This is a genomic window from Candidatus Sulfurimonas marisnigri (genome assembly GCF_015265475.1).
Classification (GTDB): Bacteria; Campylobacterota; Campylobacteria; order Campylobacterales; family Sulfurimonadaceae; genus Sulfurimonas; species Sulfurimonas marisnigri.
The window spans coordinates 2,109,119-2,133,815 of the sequence record NZ_CP054493.1 but is presented as its reverse complement, the minus strand read 5'-3'; the positions used below and the strand labels follow the sequence as shown (position 1 = coordinate 2,133,815).

The following is a 24,697-nucleotide window of genomic DNA, read 5'->3' as shown; positions in this document are numbered from 1 at the left end:
AAACCTAGTTTAGGTAAAATAAGCAAAAATACATGAAGGTTTAATTTGCAAAGATATATTAATAAAATTAAAGATTTTAACGAACTGGTAATGTTTGAGCACTCCATATTTTCACTTCCGTTTATTTTTATTGCTATGATTGTCGCAGCAGATGGGTGGTTTGGTTATACACTACTTGTTTTGGGGGTGTTTGCAGCTATAAGTGCAAGAAATTTTGCAATGGGTCTCAATAGATTTGCAGATAGGGATATAGATGCACAAAATCCCAGAACATCATCAAGACCAAATGTAGACGGAAGATTGGATGCTCCAAGCATTATTATTTTTACTCTTGTTAATGCTTTTGTCTTTATTGGGGTTGCATATATTATAAATCCATTAGCGTTTTATTTGAGTTTTCCAATACTCTTGGTTCTTGGATCTTACTCATACTTTAAACGCTTCTCTTCTTTAGCTCATATAGTTTTAGGCATATCTCTTGGACTTGCTCCAATAGCTGGTGTTGTTGCAGTTCTCGCAGAAATTACACCTTGGTCTGTAATGCTTAGTTTAGGTGTTATATTTTGGGTAGCAGGATTTGATCTGCTCTATTCACTGCAAGATATGGAGTTTGACAAGCAGAATAATCTTTACTCTGTTCCATCAAAGTATGGCTCTGATGCAACACTTTTACTATCAGCATTTTTTCACATACTGACAGTAGTTTTTTGGGCACTATTCGCTTGGATGGCAGGACTTGGTCTGTTTGCATTTTTTGCAGTAATGTTAGGGGCAGTTATGCTTAGTTATGAGCACTATTTGGTGAGAAAAGATTTTACAAAAATAGATCGTGCATTTTTTACAGTAAATGGTTATCTTGGGATTGCATTTTTTATTTTAATTGTTTTTGATAAGGTTTTATAATGGATATTCGCCTAGTCGATGCACCAATTAGTTTAACCTTTAGCGAAACAGAGATAGATATAGAGGGATATTTAAGAGAGTATCAACAGTTAAGCGAAATTGATGATGATCCTATAAGTCAATGGCTTAAACTCGCACGTGCAAAAGGTGAGAGCTCAGATACGGACCCTGTTTTACTAAACTTGATGGTAGAGTTGCATAGAAAAGTAGACTCACTGGAAAGGTTTTTAAAAAATGAAGAGCCAAAAAGATTGTCCCTGACACATGAAGTGGCAATTGAATCTATCGGTTTTGAGCATTTTAAACTCAAAGAAGATGTTTTAGAAGAGGGGAGAGAGTATTATGGCAGAGTTGAGATGCCTGTTCACCCAAAAAGAGATGTACCAATATTCTTTACCGCGCTTGACAAATCACTTGCTAAAATAAGTAAAATTCATGAGCGAGATGAAAAAGAGTGGAGCGCTTACTTGACTGCAAGAGAGAGAGTTTTGATACGTGAAGCGAAAGAGAATAAGAGATGAACATAGAGTATATTAGCATCGAGTATCTCGTAGTTGCAATGGCTGCTATGATTTTATATCTTATTTATTATGTTTTTACAAAAGATTCACAGTATAGTAAAAATATCCGCTCTGTTGCAACTGTGGCAGAGGAGCTAAATAGAGAAATTTTCTATTTGAAAAAAACACTTAGCGAAACACAAAAAAATATTACGAAGAACACCAGCCGAATGAGTGACGATGATATTTACCAAGAGGTAGAGAGAACAGTATATGATATGGTAAAACCTATTTCTTTGGGACTAAAGAGATTAGAAGAGAGTGTTCAAACTATTGATGAACATATAGAATCTAGAATTGCATCTTTAGAGAATGGTGTAAAACAAATCTCTATTCCTACTTCTATTCATGGAAATGACGATGAAAAAATTATTTTACTCTTTAAACAGGGTGTTACTCTTGAGACAATCTCAAAAGAGTTACATATATCTAAAGCAGAAGTTGAGTTTGTTCTAAAAATCAACAAAATTAAGTAATGTTTTATGGCAGATAGAAAGCTCTTTGCCCTCGTCTCGACGCTTATAGGGATTAGTATTATTTTAACATATACTCTCTCTGCTTATACAACTATACTTTTTGGAGTTAATGAATTTCACTTTGCAATAAGACAGACTCTTTTCGGATTTATAAGTATATTTACAATTTGGATTCTTGCTCAGGGGGACCCAGATAAGCTTTTAGCCCCAATAGGCTTTACCCTTTTTATAGGCTCTGCAGTTCTTATGATTGCTATGCCATTTTTACCGGAGTATTTAGTCTCAGCAGTTGGTGGGGCAAAACGGTGGATAAAACTTTTTGGATTTTCCTTAGCTCCGGTAGAGTTTTTTAAAGTTGGGTTTGTATATTTTTTGGCATGGAGTTTCTCAAGAAAATTGGGTCACCATGGTGGAATGGGAATAAAACAGGAGTATATACGGTTTGCCCCATATGGAGTAGTTTTTATAGGTGCTATGTTTGTTATAGCATTTGTACAAAATGACTTAGGACAAGTAGTCGTACTTGGGCTTACTCTTCTTTTTCTACTTATGTTTGCAGGAAGCAGTTTTAGGTTTTTCTTGACTCTTCTCTTGGGGGCACTTATGTTCTTTTTGTTTTTTATTTTTACGGCAGAACATAGAATTATTCGTATAAAATCTTGGTGGGCTTTAGCGCAAAATAGTGTATTGGAACTTTTTCCAGCTTCAATCGCCGAGCAATTAAGAGTTCCAACTGAAGTTGAACCTTATCAAATAGGACACTCTCTTAATGCAATTCATAATGGAGGCCTCTTTGGCACTGGTATTGCAAACGGGACTTTCAAGTTAGGGTTTTTGTCTGAAGTGCATACAGATTTTGTTTTAGCAGGTTTAGCAGAGGAGTTCGGATTTATTGGAGTTTTATTTGTAGTATTTATATTTATGTGGATGATTCAAAGAATTTTTAAAATTGCTAACCGCTCAGATGATTCTACGATATACCTATTTAGTTTGGGCGTAGGATTGCTTTTATCATTTGCTTTTCTGGTAAACGCCTATGGGATTAGTGGGATTACACCTATTAAAGGAATCTCAGTTCCTTTTTTAAGTTATGGTGGATCTTCTATTTTAGCGGCTTCTTTTGCTATAGGGATGGTTTTGATGGCATCTAAAAAAGCGAAAATGAATTAATATATGTGGAAATTAAAATGAAACTATGCATTACCGGTGGTGGTACAGGTGGACATCTTATGATAGCTCAGGCTTTAGTAGAAGCTGCTGTTAAAGATGGACATGAAGCGATATTTATAGGTTCCATGCGTGGGCAGGACAGAAAGTATTTTGAGCATCATAGCTCATTTTCGCATGTATACTTTTTGGATACTGCGGGCGTTGTAAATAAAAAAGGTTTAGGAAAATTTAAAGCACTTTTTAAAATTTTTTTAGCATTTTTAAAATCTAGAAAACTACTGAAAAAACATAATATTGTTGCAACTTATAGCGTAGGTGGTTTTTCTGCTGCTCCTGCTTCAATAGCTACATTAAGTAGATCTATCCCTCTTTTTATACATGAACAAAATGCAGTTGAGGGAAGATTAAATTCACTTTTAAAGCCATTCGCTAAAAGGTTTATATCTGCTTACGATAATAATTCTCCTATTGCTGGCTACCCGATTAAAGAAGATTTTTTTAAACATGCACGGGTAAGAGAGTCTCTAAAGACAATCATATTTCTAGGTGGTTCCAACGGTGCAAAAGCTATAAATGATTTAGCTTTAAGCGTAGCAAAACATCTAAAAAAACTAAATATTAAAATAATTCATCAAGCCGGTGAGGCTGATTTTGAGAGGGTAAAGAAAGAGTATGAATCTCTACATGTAGAGGTTGAACTTTACGCTTTTACAAAGGAGTTGGACAAGTTGATCTCAAGTGCCGATTTGGCTGTTAGTCGCGCAGGAGCAAGTACACTTTGGGAATTAACTGCCAATGGTTGTCCAGCTTTATTTATCCCATATCCATACGCAGCAGGTGACCATCAGTACTACAATGCTCAGTTTATAGTAGAGAATAACCTTGGCTGGTGCGAGAGAGAGAATGAAAATATAAAATCTAAACTGATTTCTATTTTAGATGAAGAGCTTGAGAGTAAAAGTAAAGCTCTATTGGAGTATTCATCTAAAGATGTTGCTTCTAAGATGATAAAAGATGTTACAGAGGTGTTAAATGATTAGAAAGTTAGCAGAGGGTTTAGTAGATTTAATCTTTGATTGGGGTTATTTTGGAATTTTTTTACTAATGACTGTTGAGAGTTCTTTTATCCCTTTTCCTAGTGAGATAGTGCTTGTACCAGCCGGATATTTAGCCTCAAAGGGTGAAATGAGTATTAGTCTAATTATGGCTAGTGCTTTGGGGGGCTCTATGATTGGAGCATTTATAAATTACTATCTTGCACTGACACTAGGAAGAAAAATTCTACGTAAATATGGGAAGTATTTTTTTATAAACGAGAATGCCCTGGAAAAGATGGATGGTTTTTTCGAAAAACATGGTCATATATCTACTTTTACAGGAAGACTTATCCCAGGCATTCGTCAGCTTATTTCCATTCCAGCAGGACTCTCTCGCATGAACTTAGTGTCTTTTTCTGCCTACACAGCATTAGGTGCTGGTCTTTGGGCACTGATACTTGTAATGCTTGGGTATTTTATAGGGGAGAATCAAGAATTAATTAACAATTATTTAAAACAGATTATTATTGTTATTTTAATTACCTTAGTTTTATTGATTTATTGGTATTATAAGATTCAAAAAAGAAAGAAGGTTTAATTTATGAGTAATTTAGAATATATGTTCCATCCTGGTTTTTTCGGCACGCGTTCTCCATTTTTTATGGATTTAGTAACTCTTATTGTTGCGCTTTTGCCTTTTTTGGTGGCAGGAGCAATTGCTCTGGCAAGAAATAAACACTATAAAGCACACTCATATGTTCAAATATTTATATTTGCTTTCTCAGTGATTGTAGTCTCATATTTTGAATATGGAGTAAGACTAAGCGGTGGCTTTAATGCCTTTATGGAGGAGAGTTCAGTTGCTCATAATTACGCTTTTATGGTTTTAGTTTTTCATATAGCTATTGCAGTTATAACACTGATAATATGGGGAACAACTATTTTTATGGCTAAGAAGCAGGTGCAATTGAAAAAGCACAAAAAAGCGGGTCTTATAACATTTGCAGGGGTTATAGCGACTTCACTAACGGGGATATGGGTCTATTTTTTAATGTTTGTATATTAAGATTAAGGGGATGAGATGAAGTACACTGTAAAATTTAGAGTATGGCACTGGCTCAATGCCATAGTAGTTATTGGTTTATTAGGTACTGTTTTTTTAAGAAAAACATTTCTCTCATGGAGAATTAACTCTGAAATTTTAATGACTCAGCTCTCGGATATGGGAGTTGTAATAACGGCAGAACAGGCAAAAATATTAGCAAAAGCTGTTCGTGCGGGGATGTGGGAGTGGCACATTATATTTGGCTACGCTCTGGCATTTTTAATAATTTACCGAATATGCCTCTTCATCAAGGACTCAAGTTTAACTGAGAGTTTTGCTTCGCTAACTCTTCACAAAAAAGCTGTTAAGATTTCATACTATGTGATTTATGCAACACTTATTTTTATGGCACTTAGCGGTTTAGCTATACACTTTCACAAGGAGCTGCAGATAAGTAAAGAGTTGGCAGGGAGCATTAAAGATATTCATGAAATTGTTTTTTATGTTGTTATGATTTTTGTGCCTCTTCATATAGCGGGTGTGATTATTGCAGATGCTACAGATGAAAATGGAGTTATTTCTACTATGATAAATGGAAAAAAAGCAGTTTAAAACTAAGGAATATAAATATGATAAGAATAGATGAAAATGCACCAGAGTTCTGTTTACCAAACCAAGATGACGTAGAGATATGTCTTAGAGATTTAAAAGGAAAGTGGATAGTTCTGTATTTTTATCCAAAAGACAATACGCCAGGATGTACAACAGAGGCTTGTGAGTTTACAGAAGCACTCCCTGACTTTAATGACCTCAATGCGATTGTATTGGGAGTAAGTGCCGATACAACTAAAAAACATCGCCAGTTTATGGAAAAACATGAGATAGATGTAACACTTTTAAGCGATGAAGATACCTCTATGATGCAAGAGTATGGTGTTTGGCAGATGAAAAAGAATTATGGCAAAGAGTATATGGGGATTGTCCGTACCACTTTTATTATAGACCCAGAGGGGGTTGTAAAAGGCGTGTTTGAAAAAGTAAGAGTTAAAGAGCATGTGCAAAAAGTTAAGAGTGAACTGGAGAGTTTGCAGGTTTAATATATTTGAGATCCTGAATCAAGTTCAGGATGACGTTTTTGTTTGACCATTCCGTCAGTTGGACTTGAAAATTCCGTCATTCTGGGCTTGACCCAGAATCTAGTTTAGTATCTATATCTGATATAAAAGCGGATATCTTGTGCTTTGTCTACAACTTGAGAGGCCATAGCACTGTTTGTAGGGATGTCAGAAATTCTCATTGAATTTCCTGAAGTGCTTCCAAAAAATCCATTACTTCCAGAGTAGTCATAATCTATATATGTATAGCGGAGCTGCAAAGATAATATATCTTCTATAAGATACTCTGTAAAATATACCTCATATGCATTACCGCGGGTTGCAACTTTTGAACCTATATTTGTATCTTCAGAGTAAGTTATACTTCTCCAGTACTTGCTACCGTGGTTAAATTCAAGACCCCATCTTCCGCTCTCTGTAAGGAGTGAAGGGAATTGTGTCCCTATCCAGTAAGATGTACCAGTCTCTTTATCAGCAGAGCCAAGCATTCCGGTGCTAACACCTCTATCTTTAGGGTCCGTAACAGTAGCAGCAAGACTTACAAAAAATGTAGAATCATCTAAAAAGTTGCTCCACTCGTTCCCAATCCCCTTGGCAGTAAAATTGATGCTGGCGCTATGCAAACCGCCTACTGTATCGAAGCCAGCAGTTTGGTCATTAGGGTTGACTGCATCAATTAGATTGTTTGCATAGTAGTATTGGGTTGCTACAGAATACTGTTTGTTGTCAAAAGGGACAAATATCAATCCAGCCAAATCTATATTTGTGTTATCACTACTAACTTCAGCATAAGGAGTAGATGAAAATTTCGGAGCAGCATTACTCATCCCACGACCTGCACAAAACTTGACATATGTACCTGTATTTTTATTTATAACAAATTTTGAACTTAGTCCATCAAACTCAACATTGATAGCATGTCCTAGAGGAGAAGAAGCTTTATCATCATCTCTTAGGTTTATAAGATGGCCGTTTGTTGATGGTCTGCGACCAATACTTATTGTCCATGGTATATCAAGACCCATAAACTCTGTGTTTCTGTAAAAGAAGTAAGCAGATCGGACTCTCAGTTTGTCATCATACGCATTTTCATTTGCTATCCAGTCGAAACCTTCAAATGAATTTGTAGGAGCATCTGAGGCACCTGAACGCTCCCCGAAAGCTTTGTTGTAAGCAAATTGAGCCGAGAAACTTAGATTGTTTGTTGCCTTGTATGCAGTATTTATCCAAAGTCTGTTTGTCATAAAAGCATTGTTTTTAGCCTCTCTACCATCAGCCATTGTGTAGTTCATGTTCTCAATTGCGAATCTGTAATCAACTTTAAATTTAAGATGAGAACCAGATGTACTTCTGTTTAGTTGTGAAACAGCCTCTTCAAGCTCATATATCCTATCTTCATTAGTCGCAATCTCTTCTCCATCATCCTCTTCTTCTTTGTCTTCTGCGACTGCCACTGTTTCATCTTCTGTAGATGTTACACTTGAAGCTACCTCTTCTTGTTCTTCTTCATCGGTCTTAGTAGGAGATTTGCTAGACTTTAAAGCAGAAAGCTCTCTTTTGAGCTGATTCATCTCTTTTTCCATTGCTTCAAATCGCTCATACATTGACTGTGCGCTTAAGTTTGTACTTAAGAGTGCAGCAGCAGCTAAAGATAGTAGTAGAGGCCTATTCATATTGATCCTTTTTATGCAAAAAAACATAGTCAGTAATATAACTGTTTTTTATAATTTATGCATAACTATACCAAGATTATATAAATTTTATTTTAAACAGTGCTATTTATATAGGTAAATACTAATATGCGACATATGCTGTTACTTAAAATTGATAAAACAATATAAAAGCAAAACTTAAATATATTTTGAGTATAATTCGCGGATTTTCTTTACTACATGTAGCTAAAGAAACATTAACAGGTATGTATCAAAAGTCAGTGTAACTCGTTTTATTAGATGAGTATTACCCGATATTGCCAAAGCTAACTGATAAAACTCTAGCTCAAAAGAGCTCTTAAAGGACCTTAAATGGTAACTATGAAAGACCTATTAGAATGTGGTGTACACTTTGGACACCAAACTCGTCGTTGGAATCCAAAAATGAAAAAGTATATTTTTGGTGTACGTAAAAATATCTATATTATAGATTTACAAAAAACTCTTCGTTATTTCCGTAACACTTACCAAATCGTTGTTGATGTAGCAGCTGAAGGTAAAACAGTTCTTTTTGTTGGTACAAAAAAACAAGCTCGTAACTCTGTAAGAGATGCAGCAATCGCTTGTGGTATGCCGTATGTTGATAACAGATGGTTAGGTGGTATGCTTACTAACTTCCCAACTATTCAAAAATCTATCCGTAAACTTGACATTATTTCTGAGATGCAAGAAAATGGTCAAATTGATCTTTTAACTAAAAAAGAAGCTTTAATGCTTTCAAGAAAAAAAGAGAAACTAGAGCAGTATTTCGGTGGTATCCGTGGTATGAAAAAACTTCCTGACATGTTATTTGTTCTTGATGCAGTTAAAGAGCATATTGCTGTTTTAGAAGCTCGTTGTTTAGGTATTCCGGTTGTTGCTCCACTTGACACTAACTGTGACCCAGATTTAATCACTTACGGAATTCCTGGTAATGATGATGCTATCCGTTCTATTCAACTTTTCTGTCGTGAAATGACTGAAGCTATCAACGAAGGTAAAGCTCTTAGAGATGCACCTGCTGAAGAAGAACAAACTGAAGAAGTAGTAGCTGAAGAAGCTCCTGTAGCAACAGAGGAAGTATAATTATGGCAGATATTACAGCAGCAATGGTAAAAGAGTTGCGTTCAGCAACTGATGCACCAATGATGGATTGTAAAAAAGTTTTAGTTGAAGCTGATGGAGACATAGCTAAGGCAACTGAGCTTTTAAAAGAGCGTGGTATTGCTAAAGCAGCTAAAAAAGCTGACAGAGTTGCTGCTGAAGGTCTTGCTGGATTTAAAATAGCAGATGACTACTCTAAAGCTACTGTTGTTGAAATTAACTCTGAAACTGATTTCGTTGCTCAAAATGAAGGTTTTCAAAATCTAGTTAAAGTTACGGCAGAAGAGATTTACAATAATCAACCTGCTGATGTTGATGCATTAATGGCTTCTTCTTTTGGGGAGACTTTTACAGCTGCTGTTAGTAAAATCGGTGAAAAGATAGAAGTTCGTCGTTTTTCTACTCTTACTGCTGATGCTACAACTGCATTAAATGGTTATATTCACTCAAACAACCGTATAGCTGTTATCTTAACTGCTAAATGCGACAGTGAAAAAACTGCAGAGGGAATGAGAGCTGTACTTAAGCAAGTTGCTATGCATGCATCTGCAATGAAACCAACAACACTATCTTATAAAGATTTTGATGCTGAGTACGTTGCATCTGAGACTGTTGGAAGAATCGAAGTTATCAAAAAAGAAAACGAAGAACTTGCACGTCTTAAAAAACCTCTTAAAAATGTACCTCAGTACATCTCTATGAGTCAATTAACTCCAGAAGTTTTAGCTCAAGCTGAAGCTGATATCAAAGCTGACTTATCTGCTCAAGGTAAGCCAGAAAAAATATGGGATAGAATTGTTCCTGGTTCTTTAGCTCGCTTTATTTCTGATAACACGACTTTAGACCAAGAACAAGCTCTTCTAGATCAAACTTATGTTCTAGATGACAGTAAAACAGTTGCACAAGCTGTTGAAGCTGCTGCTGCTGCACTTGGTGGTACTGCAACTATTACTGAATTTGTTCGCCTTGAAGTAGGTGAAGGAATTGAGAAAGTTGTAGGCGACTTCGCTGCAGAAGTTGCTGCACAAATGGGTTAAGGATTTTTCCTTAACCCATTAAACTACAAGTAAATCTATATACTCCTTAACACACAATCATATTATTCATATAAATTCTTTTACAAATAGAGGCAATAAATAAGCTTAATTAGTTTATAATTCTTCATCACAAAGGTTAAGAAATATGAACTATAATTTTTATTTACCATTAGTAGTAATCCTTACTCTTACAGCTTTAATCCCTTTTTTATTTCATTTGAGTCGCTATGTTGGTGAAAAGTCTAAGCAAGGCGACACAATAAATCAGACTTATGAAAGTGGAATTAAAAAAACATATAAAGATAGTTTTGAGCGCTTTAATATTAAGTACTATCTAGTAGCTATTATATTTGTTATTTTTGACGTGGAGATACTCTTTATGTTTCCTTGGGCTGTGACACTTAGAGAGACGGGTCTTTTAGGTCTTTTTGAAATGTTTACATTTATGGCTCTTCTGCTCGCTGGACTTATATATATCTATAAAAAAGGTGCCCTGAAATGGAGTTGAATAATCCAAACCTTCCAAGCGATACCGTAATTGTTACAAAACTAGATGAAGCTATTGGTTGGGCAAGAGAGTCGTCACTTTGGCCGATGATTTTTGGAACAGCATGTTGCGCCATTGAGTTTATGAGTGCCGCTGCGAGTAGGTATGATATCTCCCGTTTTGGTGCAGAGGTTGTCCGTTTTTCACCACGACAAGCTGACTTAATGATAGTCGCAGGAACCATTACATATAAACAGGCTCCAATACTTAAGCAGATTTATGACCAAATGAGTGAGCCAAAATGGGTTGTGAGTATGGGTGCATGTGCGTGTAGCGGTGGTTTTTATGATAACTACTGTACTTTGCAGGGAATTGATGAGATTATTCCAGTTGACATGTACGTTGGCGGTTGTCCTCCAAGACCTGAAGCTCTGCTTGATGCACTACTTTGCATACAAAAAGATTTGAGAACTAACAAATATAATTTTGATAGACATAAAGATTTTAAAGGCTTGCTTGATGAAGCATGAGTATATTACTGTCGCACATTCTGAGATTCACTCATTTATACAAAATAAATACAAAGATGGTTTCAATTACCTCCTAGATATTACAGCCATTGATTACACTGAATATATTGATACTCACGAAGAAGAGTATTCTGTTATATATATAATCCGCCATAAAGATTTTAAGCTACATGTTGTGATTAAAACATATTTGCCAACTCTTGAAATAGATAGTATCACAGATATATTTAGTGGTGCAAACTGGTTAGAGAGAGAAGTTTATGACCAATATGGAGTTATATTTACAAATCATCCAAATCTAAGAAGAGTTCTAAACCATAGAGAATTTGTTGGACATCCGTTAAGAAAATCTTACCCTATAACGAAAGGTCAACTTCTTTATGAGACAGATGACTTGGTTGATGAGATGAACAATAGGTTACTTAGTAAAGAAGTTGTCTGTTCATTAGAAGATGGTTCTTTTAGTGAGTGTAACAAAGATTTAATGTTTTTAAACCTTGGTCCATCTCATCCGGCAAGTCATGGAACAATTAGAACTTATGTTGCCCTTGACGGAGAGACTATTGAAGCAGCAGTATCGGAGATTGGTTATCTTCATCGCGGGTTTGAAAAGAGTTGTGAAAACCACACATATAACCAGATTGTTCCATACACAGATAGACTTAACTATTGTTCAGCGATTAGTAACAATATAGCTTTTGTTAAAACAGTTGAAGATATGCTAGGTGTTACATTAAGTGAGCGAGCTCAGGCTATTAGGGTTATGCTACTTGAACTTTCACGAGTTGAAGACCATATAGTTTGTTTAGCAGCTGTTTTGGTAGATATGGGCGGGCTTACAAATTATTGGTACATGTACAACCCTAGAGAAGATATTTATGACTTACTTTCAAAACTAACAGGAGCTAGACTTACAAACTCTTTTATGAGAGTTGGCGGTATGGCAAACGATTTGTATGATGGTTTTGATGAAGATTTAAAAGAGGTTATAAAAAAAGTTCAATATGGTGTAAATGAGACCTTAAAGCTTATAAAGCATAATAAAATCTTTCATGACAGAACACAAAATGTTGGTGTGATAAGTGCAGAAGATGCAATCAACGCTTCTATGACAGGTCCAAACTTACGTGCAAGCGGAGTTTCATTTGATATGCGTAAAGATACACCTTATTATGGTTATGAGAAGTATGAATTTGATGTTATAGTTGGAAGTGTAGGTGATGTTTATGACAGAGTTATGGTCCGTTATGCTGAGATAGATGAGAGCATTAAAATTATCGAGCAGGTTATGCAAAACTTACCAGAGGGTGATGTGAATATAAAAGATGCTTCTATCACTCTTCCAACAAAAGAGGCAGCTTATACCACTATCGAGGGTGCCATGAATCAGTTTAAGCTAATATACGAAGGGGTTAAAGTTCCTGCTAAAGAGTATTATGGCTCACTCGAAGCTACAAATGGAGAGCTTGGCTTCTTTATAGTTAGTGATGGAAGTGGAACTCCGTATAAAGTTAAAGTAAAAGCTCCATCTTTTACAGCTATGAGTGCATACCCCCAAATGGTTGAAGGTTCTCAGCTGGCAGACGCAATTTTAACACTTGGCAGTCTTAATATTATTGCAGGAGAGATGGATAGATGAGTTTTTCATATAACATCCAAAATAGATCAAAAATAGAGCTTTTAGAAAAACGTTATCCAGATAAAAGAGCTTTAATCCTCCCTCTATTATGGTTGGCGCAAAAACAGGAATCTTACATTCGCGAAGATGCAATGCAATATATCTCTGAGATTGTTGAATTGCCATATATGAATATTTATAGTGTGGCTACGTTTTACACAATGTTTAGACTTGAAAAAACAAATAAACGCATAATTGAAGTATGCAGAACACTCTCTTGTGAGTTAAATGGAAGTGAAGAGATTAAGAAACATTTAGATGATAACTATAGTGAAGATTTTGAGATTTTAGAAGTTGAGTGTATGGGCGCATGTTCGGGTGCTCCTATGTGTACACTAGATGGAAAATATATAGAAAATTTAACACCGCAGATGATTGATGAGGTTTTAAATGCAAACTAAGATAGTAAGTAAAAATTTTGAAATACCACTCTCTCATACTATTGATGTGGCACTTAAGAATGGGCGTTATTCATCTTTAGAGGCAACTTTTTCAAAAAAGCCCCAAGAGATAATAGATATTATCAAGCAGAGTAATCTTCGAGGCAAAGGTGGCGGTGGTGCACCAGCAGGGGGAAAATGGCAGTTGGCATCTGACTACGAAGGTACAAAGTATCTTGTAGTAAACGCTGATGAGAGTGAGCCGGGAACATTTAAAGACAGACGCATCCTTTCATTGGACCCACATCTGTTAATTGAGGGAATTATTGCTACATGTTATGCAATTGGCTCTCACACTTCATATATATATGTTAGAGGTGAGTATGAAGAGTTTAGCGATATTACGCAAAGTGCGATAGATGAAGCTTATGAGAAAAACTTTTTAGGAAGCAACGCGAAATACCGAGTTGATATCACTATTCATCGTGGTGCAGGGGCGTATATCTGCGGTGAAAAATCCGCACTTTTGGAGTCTCTTGAAGGAAAGCGTGGTCATCCAAGACTAAAGCCAAAATCACCTGAGCCAGAGTTTTATTTTGGAGAGCCAACGCTTGTAAATAATGTTGAGACAATAGCATCAGTCCCTTTTATAATTAAAAACGGAGCAGATGCTTATAGAGCTTATGGAACTGAGCAGTCTCCGGGAACTCTCCTTTTTGCAATAAGTGGAAATGTAAACACTCCAGGTGTTTATGAAGCTGAATTTGGTGTAAGTATGATGGAGTATATCAATAAGCTTGGTGGCGGTGTAAAAAACGGCAAAAAGCTAAAAGCTGTAATTCCAGGCGGTGCTTCAACACCGATTATTCCGGCTGATATGGTCGAGAGTGCAAGACTCGATTATGAGAGTCTGCGCGGTCTTGGTTCATCACTTGGTACTGGAGGCATGATAGTTTTAGATGAAGATGCTTCTATGGTTAAAGCTCTGAAAAATCTACTTAGATTTTATCACCATGAGTCATGTGGACAGTGTACACCTTGTAGAGAAGGGACCTCTTGGGTCGATAAAATTATGAATAAATTTGTTGAAAAACGTGCTACAAAAGAGGATTTGCAAATTTTAAAGTCTGTAAGTAAAACTATGAATGGAAAAACTATATGCGTATTTGCACCCGCAGCCAGTGGTGTTATTGACGGCTTTTTAAAACACTTTGAGAGTGAATTTTTGGAGTGCATAAAATGAAAATCATAGTTAACGATATTCCAATAGAGTGTACAGAGGGCGATTTATTAATGGATGTGTTGCTTGACAACAACATTAAAATCCCACATTTTTGTTACCATCAGGATTTGGGTGCTGATGGTAACTGCAGAATGTGCATGGTTGAGATAAAAGGGCAAAAGCGTCCTCAGATTGCATGTGACACCTTTGTAACAGAGAATCTTGAAGTCTCAACAATCAGTGAACAAATCAATGAGGTTAAACGCTCTATTTTAGAGCTTGAACTTCTAAATCATCCTGTTGATTGTCCTATATGTGACCAAGCTGGTGAGTGTAAGCTTCAAGACTATTATATGGATTTTGGTCTCTATGATAGTCATCTAAGTACGCCTAAAACAAAAAAAGGCAAAGCTATTGACCTTGGGTGCAATGTTATCCTTGATCAAGAGAGATGTGTTTTATGTACAAGGTGTATCCGCTTTACATCAGACATTACAAAAACTGGTGAGCTTGGGATTATTGGACGCGGAGACAATGCTAGAGTTGCAGTAGCACTAGGACATGAACTAGATAATGACTATGCCATGAATGTTGTTGAACTGTGTCCCGTTGGAGCACTCACATCAAAAGATTTTAGATTTAAACAGCGTGTATGGTTTTTAGACTCTACAAAGAGTGTATGCCATGGCTGTTCACGCGGGTGTAATATCCAAATAGACTACAATGAAACAAAATATTCAGCTGAGAAGGTTCATAGATTTCGCTCTAGAAGAAATAAGCAGATAAACCAATCATTTTTATGTGATTATGGAAGACTTAGCTACACAGAGTTAAATGAAGAGTTTATCGGCGGAATCTCACATGTAGAAGATTTAAAAGAGCTGCTTAAAGTTGATAAAAAAATCGCACTTGTCTCACCATCTATGAGTCTTCAACAGCTCTCTGCTGTAAAAGAGTTTTGTAGAAATAATAATATAGAGCTTTTTTCTCTGCCATATATTGATGAGAGTTTTGGCGATGATTGGCTAAAAACTAACGATATGAGTGCAAACTTTGCAGGGGTAAAAGAGCTTGGTATAAACAGCAGTGAGGAAGAGTTTAATGCCTCTTTGGAAAATCTACATGTAGTGATTAATTTTGACCATAAATACCTTAAAAATAAAGAGCTTAAAAATAAAAAAGTAGTCCATTTTACAACTTCAAATATTGAGACAAACTATGAGCTTGTTTTTGCAATTGCCAATTTCGCTCATGACAGTGGGACAATAATTAACTGTGATATGATAAAACAGGACTTTTACACAACAAAGTATAAAAGTGTTCATCCTAGGTTAGTAGAGCTTTTAGAGGAGCTAAAATGAATACAGTTTTAATTTTACTGCCTCTTATTTTGACAATTTTATTTTCACTTGCAACTGTACCAATTTTGGTATGGATGGAAAGACGTGTTGCTGCTTTGATTCAAGATAGACTTGGACCTAATAGATGTCATATAAATGGTATTAGATTAGGTGGAATAATTCAATCAATTGCAGATATGATGAAACTTGTTTTTAAAGAGGAGTTTTTACCTTCACATATAAAGAATAAGTTTTATTATCTGGTTGCTCCATCTATTGCTTTTATGAGTGCATTTTTGACTTTTATGGTTATCCCCTATGCCGATAACATTACTATTAATGATAAGACATACTACATGCAGGCTCTGCCGACAGACTTAGGTGTACTTTGGTTTTTAGCATTTGCTGGTCTTGGGGTATATGGAATCATTCTTGGTGGTTGGGCAAGTCACAATAAGTATGCAATACTTGGCTCTATGAGAGCTACAGCACAAGTGATTGGCTATGAAGTTGCGATGGGTTTATCTTTAGTCTCAATGTTAATTACTTATGGGACAATAAGTTTAAATGAGATGGTTACTTACCAATCTCAAAGCTTTTTTATAATTCCAGCTTGGGGAATAGTTATTCAACCTATAGCTACAATTATTTTTATAATAACTGCTTTTGCAGAGACAAACAGAGCACCGTTTGACGCGGCTGAGGGTGAGAGTGAGATTGTAGCCGGTTATCATACAGAGTATGGCGCTATGAAATTTGGTCTTTACTTTGTTGCAGAGTATATTGCTATGGCTGCGTCTGGTGCTCTTATAGTGACTATTTTCCTTGGAGGTTATCAGCTTCCATATCTAAATACAGCTGATCTTATAAACAATTTTGAGTTAGTTTTATGGCTTATAATTGCTTTTGCAGTTGTAACTTCACTTATGTTTTTGAAGTGGATGAAGTCTCATAATATCTACAACACTTCTGGATTAGATGAGAAAAAAGTATATGCAACTCTTATTATAGGTTTTACAGCTTTTGCAATACTGCTAATGTCATATTACGCTCTTGGATTTGGTCACGCAAGTGCGGTAGGGGTGATGATTTTACAGTTTGCTATCTTTACAGTGAAACTTTTCTTTTTACATTTTGTTTTCATTTGGGTGAGATGGACTCTCCCTCGTTTTAGATACGATCAAACTCAAAAACTTGGATGGAATATTTTGCTTCCATTATCGTTAGCAAATATCTTTATAACAGCTATTGTTGTGGTAGGAGTAAATTATGGGAATTAAAGTCGTAGAGCGTCACGGTAATACTTTTAAAGAGAAACTGTATCTGCCTGCTATTTTTGCTGGTATGAAATCAACACTTAAACATTTTACAAAAAATTTAAGTGATGCTTCAAATATTCCTACTATATGTTACCCAGAAGAAAAGCCGACAGATATTACCCCTCGTTATAGAGGTGTTCATAGACTCACCCACAGAGAAGAGGATGACTCAATTGCCTGTGTTGCCTGTTTTATGTGTGCAACAGCATGTCCTGCAAACTGTATAGAGATAGTAGCAACATTTAGAGATGATGGTGTTGATGAGAAAATGCCGGCAATTTTCAATATTGACTTATTAGAGTGTGTTTTTTGTGGCTACTGCGTGGAAGCTTGTCCATGTGATGCCATAAGAATGGATAGCGGTATATATTCTGTAATCGGTAAAGTAAGAGAAGATTTTATTTACAATAAAGCCAAACTTCTTAGTATAAAAGGTATATCAAAAGAGGAGTACAGTCTTGCAAAATGAGATAATATTTACAATACTGGCACTAATAACCATAGTTAGCTCTATCGTTATGATTAGTGCTCATAGACCGATTGACTCTGCACTTAGTTTTATTGTAACACTTGTGAGTATTGCTGCTCTTTTTGCACTTGTCAATGCAACATTTTTGTTTGTAGTACAGATAATAATATACGCAGGTGCAATTTTGTCTTTAATACTTTTTATAATAATGTTTTTAAATATTAAAGATTCAAACTTGCCGGATGAGAAGCATAAAAACAGATGGTTAATGGGAACATCCATAATTGTTGCACCATTCTCATACATATTAATAGATCTGATTATGAGAAGTGACATAGCTGTAAATGGAGTTGCAAGTGAGAATTTCGGAACAATTAAAGATGTTGGATTGACACTCTTTAGCAAATGGATACTCCCTTTTGAATTAGTATCTATTCTTTTACTTGTAGCCCTTGTCGGTTCAGTCACTCTTTCGAAAAAGGAAGATTGATGTTAAAAGCATATATGGTACTATCAATTATACTTTTTTCCATAGGAGTTGTAGGACTTATTAGCAGACGAAATATTATTGTAATGTACATGTCTGTTGAACTTCTACTAAATGCAGTCAACCTCTCCCTAATAGCGATAAGCGCAGACTTAGCGGACTCTTCAGCTCAAGTAATCTCTCTGGTAATTATTGCAATAGCGGCATCTGAAGCTGCACTTTTTATGTCTTTGTTTGTTGTCCTTTTTAGAAATAGAGCCTCACTTGACGCGAATCTGTTTGATATGTTAGGGAGTAAAAAATGAGTGATAACATGTTACTAAACACTCTCCTTTTAGCACCTTTTATAAGTGCATTTCTGATTTTTATTATCAATATTTCATCTTTAAATATAAAGCAATATGTGTACACATTTTTAGCTCTATCTGGCTCAGGTATAAGTGCTTTTATTGCTTTATATATTAGTTATTACAGCTTCTTTGAAAAAAAACTTTTTACTTCATACCTTTTCACTTGGCTGGATATTGGTGACTTCTCTGTTGAGGTAGCCTTAAAAGCTGATTCATTAGGCTCATTTATGGTGCTGTTCGTTGCGCCTGTTAGTTTTTTAATTCATGTTTATGCAACAGGGTATATGGACAAAGACAAAAGCTATGGTCGATTTTTTGCCTACTTTAATATCTTTATATTTTTTATGTTTCTGCTGGTTCTTGGTGACAATCCGATTCTTATGTTTATTGGTTGGGAGGGTGTAGGACTTACTTCTTACGCTCTTATTGGTTTTTATTTTGAAGATATTAAAAATACTTATGCGGGTAACAAAGCTTTTATTGTAAATCGTATAGGGGACTTTGGACTACTTAGTGCCTTGATGCTCCTTTTTGTGGAGATTGGAAGCGGCGGTTTTAGTTTTGAAGCTATATTTTCTAATATTCAAAATATTGATTCAGCTATGCTGACGCTTATTGCGTTTTTACTTTTTGTCGGAGCTATGGGTAAATCTGCGCAGGTGCCTTTGTTTGTTTGGTTGCCAGATGCGATGGCTGGACCAACGCCGGTTTCAGCTTTGATTCACGCAGCTACTATGGTAACCGCAGGTGTTTATATGGTTGCCCGTTTTGCACCTATCTATAATATAGCAGTCGATGTCTCTCTCTTCATCGCTTATATAGGAGCTATTAGTGCACTTTTTGCAGCGATTATCGCAACAAGGCAATATGACATCAAAAAAATCCTTGCATACTCTACAATGAGCCAGTTAGGTTTTATGTTTATGGCTCTTGGAGTCGGGGCTTACTCAACAGCACTTTTTCATATGTTTACACATGCTTTTTTTAAAGCACTTCTATTTATGGCTGCTGGAGCTATCATAGTTGCTTTTCATCACAAGCAGGATATAAGAGAACTTCGCGGAATTAGGGAAAGTGCACCACTAATATTTATAATGATGATGATTGGTACACTTACAATAAGTGCTCTTCCTCCTCTGGCCGCATTTTTCTCCAAAGATGCGATTATCAGTTCTTTGTATGCAAGTGGACATGTAGATATATTGATTATTGCACTGATAGCTTCTCTCTTAACAGTTTTTTATATGTTTAGAATGATATTTGTTCTCTTCTTTAGTAAAAGCAAACAAGTTGGAGATAAAAGCAGTACTTCAATGATTTATCCGATGGTTGCTTTATCACTTCTCTCTATTTTCGCAGGAGTGCTTAACTTACCTGAAGTTTTTGGTGGAAATTCAAACATATCAAAATGGCTACATGTAGAAGATAAAATTTTTATAATAGCTCACTCAACAGAGTATATTTTAATGTCAGTTAATACTCTACTGATTTTAGGAGTTATCTTCTATACATATAAAAAATATGCATATACTGACGCTATAGAACTTGAAAACGATAAAGGTATTGTTGCAAATAAATTTTATATTGATGAGATAAATAATAGAATGATTGTTAAACCTATTTACTATATATCAAGCTTTTTCGATAAAAATATCAGTAATCTATTAATTGACAACAGCATTAATTTTATTGCACTCTTTTATGCCAAAGCAGGAAGACTCTTTTCCTATATTGAAAACGGAAATGTACGCTTCTATGCGCTCTATATGATGATAGGGGCAATGCTGGGAACAGTTTATTTATATATTCTTTTGAGGGTTGCAATATGAGTACTTTAAGCATAATAATATTTTCACCTATTATTGCGGCACTATTTCTATTTTTTACACGACCAAATATTGCAATTGTTAAAATAGTATATATGGTTGTAACACTAAGTGTTTTATACTTGGCAGTTGGGTTGTATATTGATTTTGATCCTGCTAAGTCAATGCAGTTTATTGAATACCACCCTTGGATATCGGAGTATGGAATCAACTACCATGTTGGAGTTGATGGGGTTTCTCTTGGTATTGTTATGATGAATGCTATTATAATGCCACTCGTTACTCTGGCTCTGCATAAACTTAGAGATAAAAATGGGTATTGGATTAATCTTCTCTTTGTTCAAGGTGGTATTATGGGGGCGGTTTTATCTCTTGATTTAATGCTCTTTTACCTCTTTTGGGAGCTTATGCTTTTACCAATATTCTTTATGCTTGGACTATTTGGTTATGGTAAGAAGAACTATGTAGCTATGAAGTTTAACATGTATACTATCTTTGGCTCACTTATGATGTTGATTGCCATTTTATATATTGCAGTTCAATATAAAGAGCAGTTCGGCACATACTCTTTTGATTTAAATGAGCTTAAATACCTAACTCTCTCTTCAAGTGAGTCACTACTTGTTTTTAGTGGTTTTATGCTCGCATTTGCAATTAAAATCCCTATCTTCCCATTTCACACTTGGCTTAGCGATACATACAGAAGTGCACCTACAGGTATAGTTATTGTAATGTCAGCGCTTATGGCAAAACTTGGTGTTTATGCTATTTGGAGGTTTTTGTTTACTCTTTTTAATGAAACATCACATGCAGTAGCACCATATTTTATAGGCATTGGACTTTTCGGGTTAATATATTTTGGATTTTCTGCAATGACTCAAACACATATAAAAAGGATGTTTGCATTTTCATCAGCCTCGCATCTGTCATTGATTGTTGTTGGGTTTTTTATATATGATGTATACGGACTTATCGGCTCATCCTACCTTATTGTAGCTCACGCTCTCTCATCTGCAGCTCTCTTTTTAATGGTGGGTATTATGTTTGAGAGAACAAGGGCGTATAGAATAGATGATCTTGGAGGCATAGCTAGAGTAGCACCTAAATTTGCGTTGCTGTTTGTGTTTTTTTCACTTAGCATTGTCGGCGTTCCTCTAACAGCCGGTTTTGTTGCTGAGGTTTTAATTATTCTAGGAGCGTTTAAGTACAATATCTACATAGGATTATTGACGACGACTACAATTTTAATCGCAATGTTGTTTATGTTTAAGACTATAAGCAAAGTTTTGTATGGTGAGCTAAGTGAATCAACAAAAGATTTTAAAGATTTACGCCTGCATGAACTTGTTGCACTTGTCCCGTTGGCACTGCTTATTTTAGTGATGGGGATTTTCCCGAATTATTTTATTAAAAAGATTGAGCCTACGGCTGAGTCTTACTCACAAAAGATTGGGGTGATTTATAATGACTAATGAGTTTATTGCATTGGCCGTTCCGGCATTACTTCTGTTTAGTGCTATTTTTATCCTGCTTTTTGGGCTCAGTTCATACTATACAAAAGCCAGAGGCTACTATATAACCCTTGCAACTCTTTTGGTAACTCTGCTTATTTCAGTGAATGCCTTAAGTGAAAAGCATTCGATAGATTTACTGCCAGAACTTTTCAACTCAATGGTGGTGTACGATACTTTCAGTACTACATTTATATCTCTGTTTTTGTTTGGTGGCTTTTTAACACTGGCAATAGCAAAGTCATTTATTTTTAATACAAAATACTTCACTTTTGAATCATTTGTTCTTTTTCTTTTTTCACTGTTTGGTATGGTTATGCTTAGTATGTCAAATGAGCTTTTAACTGCTTTTATCGCCCTTGAAATAGCTTCTATGTCTGTTTATATCCTAGTAGGTCTAAATAGAAACTCTTTAAAAGCTTCGGAGGCATTTTTTAAGTATCTCCTTTTAGGCTCGTTTGCAGCCTCTTTTTATCTGCTTGGAATGATGCTTATATATGCGCAGGCAAAAAGTACAAACTTAGATGTAATTGCTGAGTACATGTTAAGAACTGATTTAAATTCCCAGCTTTTAATTATCTCAGGCGGTCTGCTAATAATGATTACTATTTTATTTAAAATAGCAGCAGTGCCGTTTGGTGCGTGGGTAATAGATGTTTACGAAGGTGCTTCACTGCCAATTACCGCTTACATGGCAGGTATATTTAAAATTGCAGTTTTCGCTTTTGCTCTTAGATTATTTCTTGGAAGCTATATATCTTTAAGCGATTTATACGCTCCTTTAATTTTGGGAGCATCAGTTGTTACAATGTTTGGCGGTTCAGTTTTAGCTGTTATACAAACAAGTGTTAAAAAAATGTTGGCCGCTTCATCAGTTGTTCATAGCGGATATATATTAATCGCATTTGCCGCTGCCGGCTCAGGAACTGTCAGTTCTGCGAGTGCCATTCTTTTTTATCTTTTTGCATATTTTATAAGTGCAATTGGAGCATTTGGAGTTTTAAGCTATATCAGCAGAGGGAGTGAAAAAGTTATTAACTTTGATGACTTAAATGGACTAGCTACAACTAATCCTATTATTGCAGCATCTCTTACAGTTTTTTTACTCTCTCTTGCAGGTTTTCCATCTACAATAGGGTTTATCGGTAAGTTTTATATCTTTACGTCAGCTATAGAATCAGGATACACACCCTTTGCTATTTTTGGGGCAGTAACTGCATTTATCTCCATTTACTACTACTTTAAAATTATTGTTCACATGTACTTTAAAGATAAAGTTCATGAAAAAATCGATTACGGGCATAAACTCTCATTCGCTTTTATAATTATTTGTAGTGTAATAGTTTTATGGGGCGGAGTGGGAACTTCATTGCTTTTTGATATTCCAGGGATTAATGAGCTAAATAAGTTAAGTAAGTATGCTATAGAGTCACTATATTTGAAGTGATAAATGAAGATATGTTCGCGATTTCATTTTTAGGTATATTTGCTATAATCCATATATGAATTTATTATCTGCAAAAAATCTATCGCATACTTTTGAGTATCAACTATTTTCTAATGTTAGCTTGGAGCTACAAGCAAAAGAGTCTATAGCTATCATTGGTACATCAGGTAGTGGCAAGTCAACTTTACTTAATATTTTATCAACACTATTAAAGCCTATTGAGGGATCAGTCTCTATTTTTGGTGAAGATGTCTTAAAAATGAGTAAGAAAAGGTTGGCTCAAATAAAAAGAGATGAGCTTGGACTTGTTTTTCAATCTCACTATCTTTTTAAAGGTTTTAGCGCTTTAGAAAACCTGGAAGTTGCTGCAATGCTTTCAAATCAAAATATAGACGATGAACTTCTAAAAAAACTTAATATTTTAGAGGCAATAAACCAAAAAGTTACAGAACTCTCGGGTGGACAACAACAGCGAGTCTCAATAGCTAGGGTTTTAACAAAAAAGCCTCGTATTTTATTTGTTGATGAGCCAACAGGGAACTTGGATAAATCTACAGCAAATGATGTTATGAATATATTTTTTGAGTATATAGATAAAAATAATGCAGGTATGATACTTGTGACGCACGATGAAGAACTAGCTCACAGATGTCACAAAGTTTATAGAGTACATAACAAAGAACTAGAGGTATTAAAATGATGTTTTGCCTCTTTAGATTATGTGAGATTTAATAGATGGCATGGACAGAAGTTTTTAGCGATACTTACATAGTTGGCTTCATCCTTCTATTTTTTAGATTTGCCGCTCTTTTTATGGCTGTTCCAATATTTTCTCACCAAAGTATTCCTATTACTTTAAGAGCCGCAATGGCTTTTTTCTTCGCAATTGTTTTTTACTCCTCAATGCCACCTTTAGCAATAACAATAACGGCTCCTAGTATTGTAATGGCAATATTAAGCGAACTGTTTTTTGGCTTGGCAATAGGAGTGATGCTTCAAATTGCATTTAATGTTATAACTTTTGCTGGTGGGCAGATATCTTTTATGATGGGCTTTTCAATGGCAAGTGCAATTGATCCACAGTCTGGTGTCTCAATGCCTATAATCTCACAATTTCTTTCTCTTATGGCACTAATGGTTCTGTTTGTAATAGACATGCACCACTGGATACTTCTTTTTGTAGACAGCTCTTTGCAGCATATTCCACTAGGTGGTTTTTTAATGAGTGAAAATCTTTTTAACTATATTATTAAAGCAACTTCGAATATGTTTATGGTTGGTTTTATGATTGCATTTCCAATTATTGCTCTATCTTTATTGGCAGATGTTATCTTTGGAATGTTAATGAAAACAATGCCGCAGTTCAACCTTCTTGTTATAGGCTTCCCAATAAAAATTATGGTCTCATTCGTTGTATTAATAGCAACATTCAGTGCCACAATGCTCATTTTAAAGACACAAATGCAAGATGCTTTTAATTTTTTAGAGATGCTTTTTTAGTTTTTTTTTGATA

At 35.4% G+C, this 24,697-nt stretch carries 27 protein-coding genes; 26 read left to right on the top strand and 1 reads right to left on the bottom strand.

Features of this window, described 5'->3' with window-relative positions:
• Nucleotides 1-45: 45 nt before the first annotated feature.
• From mqnP to bcp, 9 genes are read left to right on the top strand one after another with little or no spacing between them, the layout of a single operon-like run.
• Entirely contained in the window at nt 46-903 is an 858-nt protein-coding gene (gene mqnP / locus HUE87_RS10815) for a menaquinone biosynthesis prenyltransferase MqnP (RefSeq protein WP_194366400.1), read from the top strand.
• Nucleotides 903-1,424, top strand: a complete 522-nt coding sequence (locus HUE87_RS10810) for a hypothetical protein (RefSeq protein ID WP_194366399.1) — start codon at nt 903-905, stop codon at nt 1,422-1,424. Before mqnP ends, HUE87_RS10810 begins: the two co-directional genes overlap by 1 nt.
• Nucleotides 1,421-1,939, top strand: a complete 519-nt coding sequence (locus tag HUE87_RS10805) for a hypothetical protein (RefSeq protein ID WP_194366398.1) — start codon at nt 1,421-1,423, stop codon at nt 1,937-1,939. The genes HUE87_RS10810 and HUE87_RS10805 overlap by 4 nt, the downstream gene beginning before the upstream one ends.
• Before the next feature lie 6 nt (nt 1,940-1,945).
• On the top strand, nt 1,946-3,109 hold the full coding sequence (locus HUE87_RS10800) for an FtsW/RodA/SpoVE family cell cycle protein (protein WP_194366397.1): 1,164 nt from the start codon (nt 1,946-1,948) through the stop codon (nt 3,107-3,109).
• Nucleotides 3,110-3,126: 17 nt separating this feature from the next.
• The gene (murG, locus tag HUE87_RS10795) at nt 3,127-4,149 is read left to right on the top strand and encodes an undecaprenyldiphospho-muramoylpentapeptide beta-N-acetylglucosaminyltransferase (protein WP_194366396.1); all 1,023 of its coding nucleotides are present in this window, start codon (nt 3,127-3,129) and stop codon (nt 4,147-4,149) included.
• Nucleotides 4,142-4,744 (top strand): DedA family protein, encoded by a 603-nt coding sequence (locus HUE87_RS10790; RefSeq protein WP_194366395.1) that lies wholly within the window; start codon nt 4,142-4,144, stop codon nt 4,742-4,744. Before murG ends, HUE87_RS10790 begins: the two co-directional genes overlap by 8 nt.
• Nucleotides 4,745-4,747: 3 nt before the next feature.
• Entirely contained in the window at nt 4,748-5,212 is a 465-nt protein-coding gene (locus HUE87_RS10785) for a DUF420 domain-containing protein (RefSeq protein ID WP_194366394.1), read from the top strand.
• Nucleotides 5,213-5,227: 15 nt separating this feature from the next.
• On the top strand, nt 5,228-5,803 hold the full coding sequence (locus tag HUE87_RS10780; protein WP_194366393.1) for a cytochrome b/b6 domain-containing protein: 576 nt from the start codon (nt 5,228-5,230) through the stop codon (nt 5,801-5,803).
• Between the two features lie 17 nt (nt 5,804-5,820).
• Nucleotides 5,821-6,288: a thioredoxin-dependent thiol peroxidase gene (bcp, locus tag HUE87_RS10775; protein ID WP_194366392.1), complete on the top strand. Its 468-nt coding sequence runs from the start codon at nt 5,821-5,823 to the stop codon at nt 6,286-6,288.
• A 104-nt stretch (nt 6,289-6,392) separates the two neighbouring features.
• Here the strand turns inward: bcp and HUE87_RS10770 are convergent, their stop codons facing one another.
• Nucleotides 6,393-7,979: a DUF3373 family protein gene (locus HUE87_RS10770; RefSeq protein ID WP_194366391.1), complete on the bottom strand. Its 1,587-nt coding sequence runs from the start codon at nt 7,977-7,979 to the stop codon at nt 6,393-6,395.
• A gap of 351 nt (nt 7,980-8,330) precedes the next feature.
• Here HUE87_RS10770 and rpsB point away from each other — a divergent pair, with 351 nt between their 5' ends.
• The 17 genes from rpsB to fliR all read left to right on the top strand — a co-directional run bounded on the left by rpsB (nt 8,331) and on the right by fliR (nt 24,684).
• A complete protein-coding gene (gene rpsB, locus HUE87_RS10765; RefSeq protein WP_194366390.1) occupies nt 8,331-9,083 on the top strand; it encodes a 30S ribosomal protein S2 in 753 nt (250 codons plus the stop codon).
• A 2-nt stretch (nt 9,084-9,085) separates the two neighbouring features.
• Nucleotides 9,086-10,138, top strand: a complete 1,053-nt coding sequence (gene tsf, locus HUE87_RS10760) for a translation elongation factor Ts (protein WP_194366389.1) — start codon at nt 9,086-9,088, stop codon at nt 10,136-10,138.
• Between the two features lie 145 nt (nt 10,139-10,283).
• Nucleotides 10,284-10,646 carry an NADH-quinone oxidoreductase subunit A gene (locus HUE87_RS10755; RefSeq protein ID WP_194366388.1) on the top strand — a complete coding sequence of 121 codons (363 nt, stop codon included), beginning with the start codon at nt 10,284-10,286 and terminating at the stop codon, nt 10,644-10,646.
• Nucleotides 10,637-11,155 (top strand): NADH-quinone oxidoreductase subunit B, encoded by a 519-nt coding sequence (locus tag HUE87_RS10750; RefSeq protein WP_194366387.1) that lies wholly within the window; start codon nt 10,637-10,639, stop codon nt 11,153-11,155. Before HUE87_RS10755 ends, HUE87_RS10750 begins: the two co-directional genes overlap by 10 nt.
• Nucleotides 11,145-12,794, top strand: coding sequence for an NADH dehydrogenase (quinone) subunit D (nuoD, locus tag HUE87_RS10745; protein WP_194366386.1), 1,650 nt, complete (start codon nt 11,145-11,147; stop codon nt 12,792-12,794). The genes HUE87_RS10750 and nuoD overlap by 11 nt, the downstream gene beginning before the upstream one ends.
• The gene (locus HUE87_RS10740; protein ID WP_194366385.1) at nt 12,791-13,234 is read left to right on the top strand and encodes a complex I 24 kDa subunit family protein; all 444 of its coding nucleotides are present in this window, start codon (nt 12,791-12,793) and stop codon (nt 13,232-13,234) included. Before nuoD ends, HUE87_RS10740 begins: the two co-directional genes overlap by 4 nt.
• Nucleotides 13,224-14,456 carry an NADH-quinone oxidoreductase subunit NuoF gene (nuoF, locus tag HUE87_RS10735; protein ID WP_194366384.1) on the top strand — a complete coding sequence of 411 codons (1,233 nt, stop codon included), beginning with the start codon at nt 13,224-13,226 and terminating at the stop codon, nt 14,454-14,456. Before HUE87_RS10740 ends, nuoF begins: the two co-directional genes overlap by 11 nt.
• Nucleotides 14,453-15,796 carry a 2Fe-2S iron-sulfur cluster-binding protein gene (locus HUE87_RS10730; RefSeq protein ID WP_194366383.1) on the top strand — a complete coding sequence of 448 codons (1,344 nt, stop codon included), beginning with the start codon at nt 14,453-14,455 and terminating at the stop codon, nt 15,794-15,796. Before nuoF ends, HUE87_RS10730 begins: the two co-directional genes overlap by 4 nt.
• The gene (locus HUE87_RS10725; protein ID WP_194366382.1) at nt 15,793-17,055 is read left to right on the top strand and encodes a complex I subunit 1/NuoH family protein; all 1,263 of its coding nucleotides are present in this window, start codon (nt 15,793-15,795) and stop codon (nt 17,053-17,055) included. The genes HUE87_RS10730 and HUE87_RS10725 overlap by 4 nt, the downstream gene beginning before the upstream one ends.
• On the top strand, nt 17,045-17,563 hold the full coding sequence (locus tag HUE87_RS10720; RefSeq protein WP_194366381.1) for a NuoI/complex I 23 kDa subunit family protein: 519 nt from the start codon (nt 17,045-17,047) through the stop codon (nt 17,561-17,563). The genes HUE87_RS10725 and HUE87_RS10720 overlap by 11 nt, the downstream gene beginning before the upstream one ends.
• The gene (locus tag HUE87_RS10715; RefSeq protein ID WP_194366380.1) at nt 17,553-18,053 is read left to right on the top strand and encodes an NADH-quinone oxidoreductase subunit J family protein; all 501 of its coding nucleotides are present in this window, start codon (nt 17,553-17,555) and stop codon (nt 18,051-18,053) included. The genes HUE87_RS10720 and HUE87_RS10715 overlap by 11 nt, the downstream gene beginning before the upstream one ends.
• A complete protein-coding gene (gene nuoK, locus HUE87_RS10710) occupies nt 18,053-18,355 on the top strand; it encodes an NADH-quinone oxidoreductase subunit NuoK (protein ID WP_194366379.1) in 303 nt (100 codons plus the stop codon). The genes HUE87_RS10715 and nuoK overlap by 1 nt, the downstream gene beginning before the upstream one ends.
• Nucleotides 18,352-20,229, top strand: a complete 1,878-nt coding sequence (gene nuoL, locus HUE87_RS10705) for an NADH-quinone oxidoreductase subunit L (RefSeq protein ID WP_194366378.1) — start codon at nt 18,352-18,354, stop codon at nt 20,227-20,229. Before nuoK ends, nuoL begins: the two co-directional genes overlap by 4 nt.
• The gene (locus HUE87_RS10700; RefSeq protein WP_194366377.1) at nt 20,226-21,698 is read left to right on the top strand and encodes a complex I subunit 4 family protein; all 1,473 of its coding nucleotides are present in this window, start codon (nt 20,226-20,228) and stop codon (nt 21,696-21,698) included. Before nuoL ends, HUE87_RS10700 begins: the two co-directional genes overlap by 4 nt.
• A complete protein-coding gene (locus HUE87_RS10695) occupies nt 21,691-23,184 on the top strand; it encodes an NADH-quinone oxidoreductase subunit N (RefSeq protein WP_194366376.1) in 1,494 nt (497 codons plus the stop codon). The genes HUE87_RS10700 and HUE87_RS10695 overlap by 8 nt, the downstream gene beginning before the upstream one ends.
• Nucleotides 23,185-23,239: 55 nt before the next feature.
• Nucleotides 23,240-23,884 carry an ABC transporter ATP-binding protein gene (locus HUE87_RS10690; protein WP_194366375.1) on the top strand — a complete coding sequence of 215 codons (645 nt, stop codon included), beginning with the start codon at nt 23,240-23,242 and terminating at the stop codon, nt 23,882-23,884.
• Between the two features lie 35 nt (nt 23,885-23,919).
• A complete protein-coding gene (gene fliR, locus HUE87_RS10685; protein WP_194366374.1) occupies nt 23,920-24,684 on the top strand; it encodes a flagellar biosynthetic protein FliR in 765 nt (254 codons plus the stop codon).
• Nucleotides 24,685-24,697 lie beyond the last annotated feature (13 nt).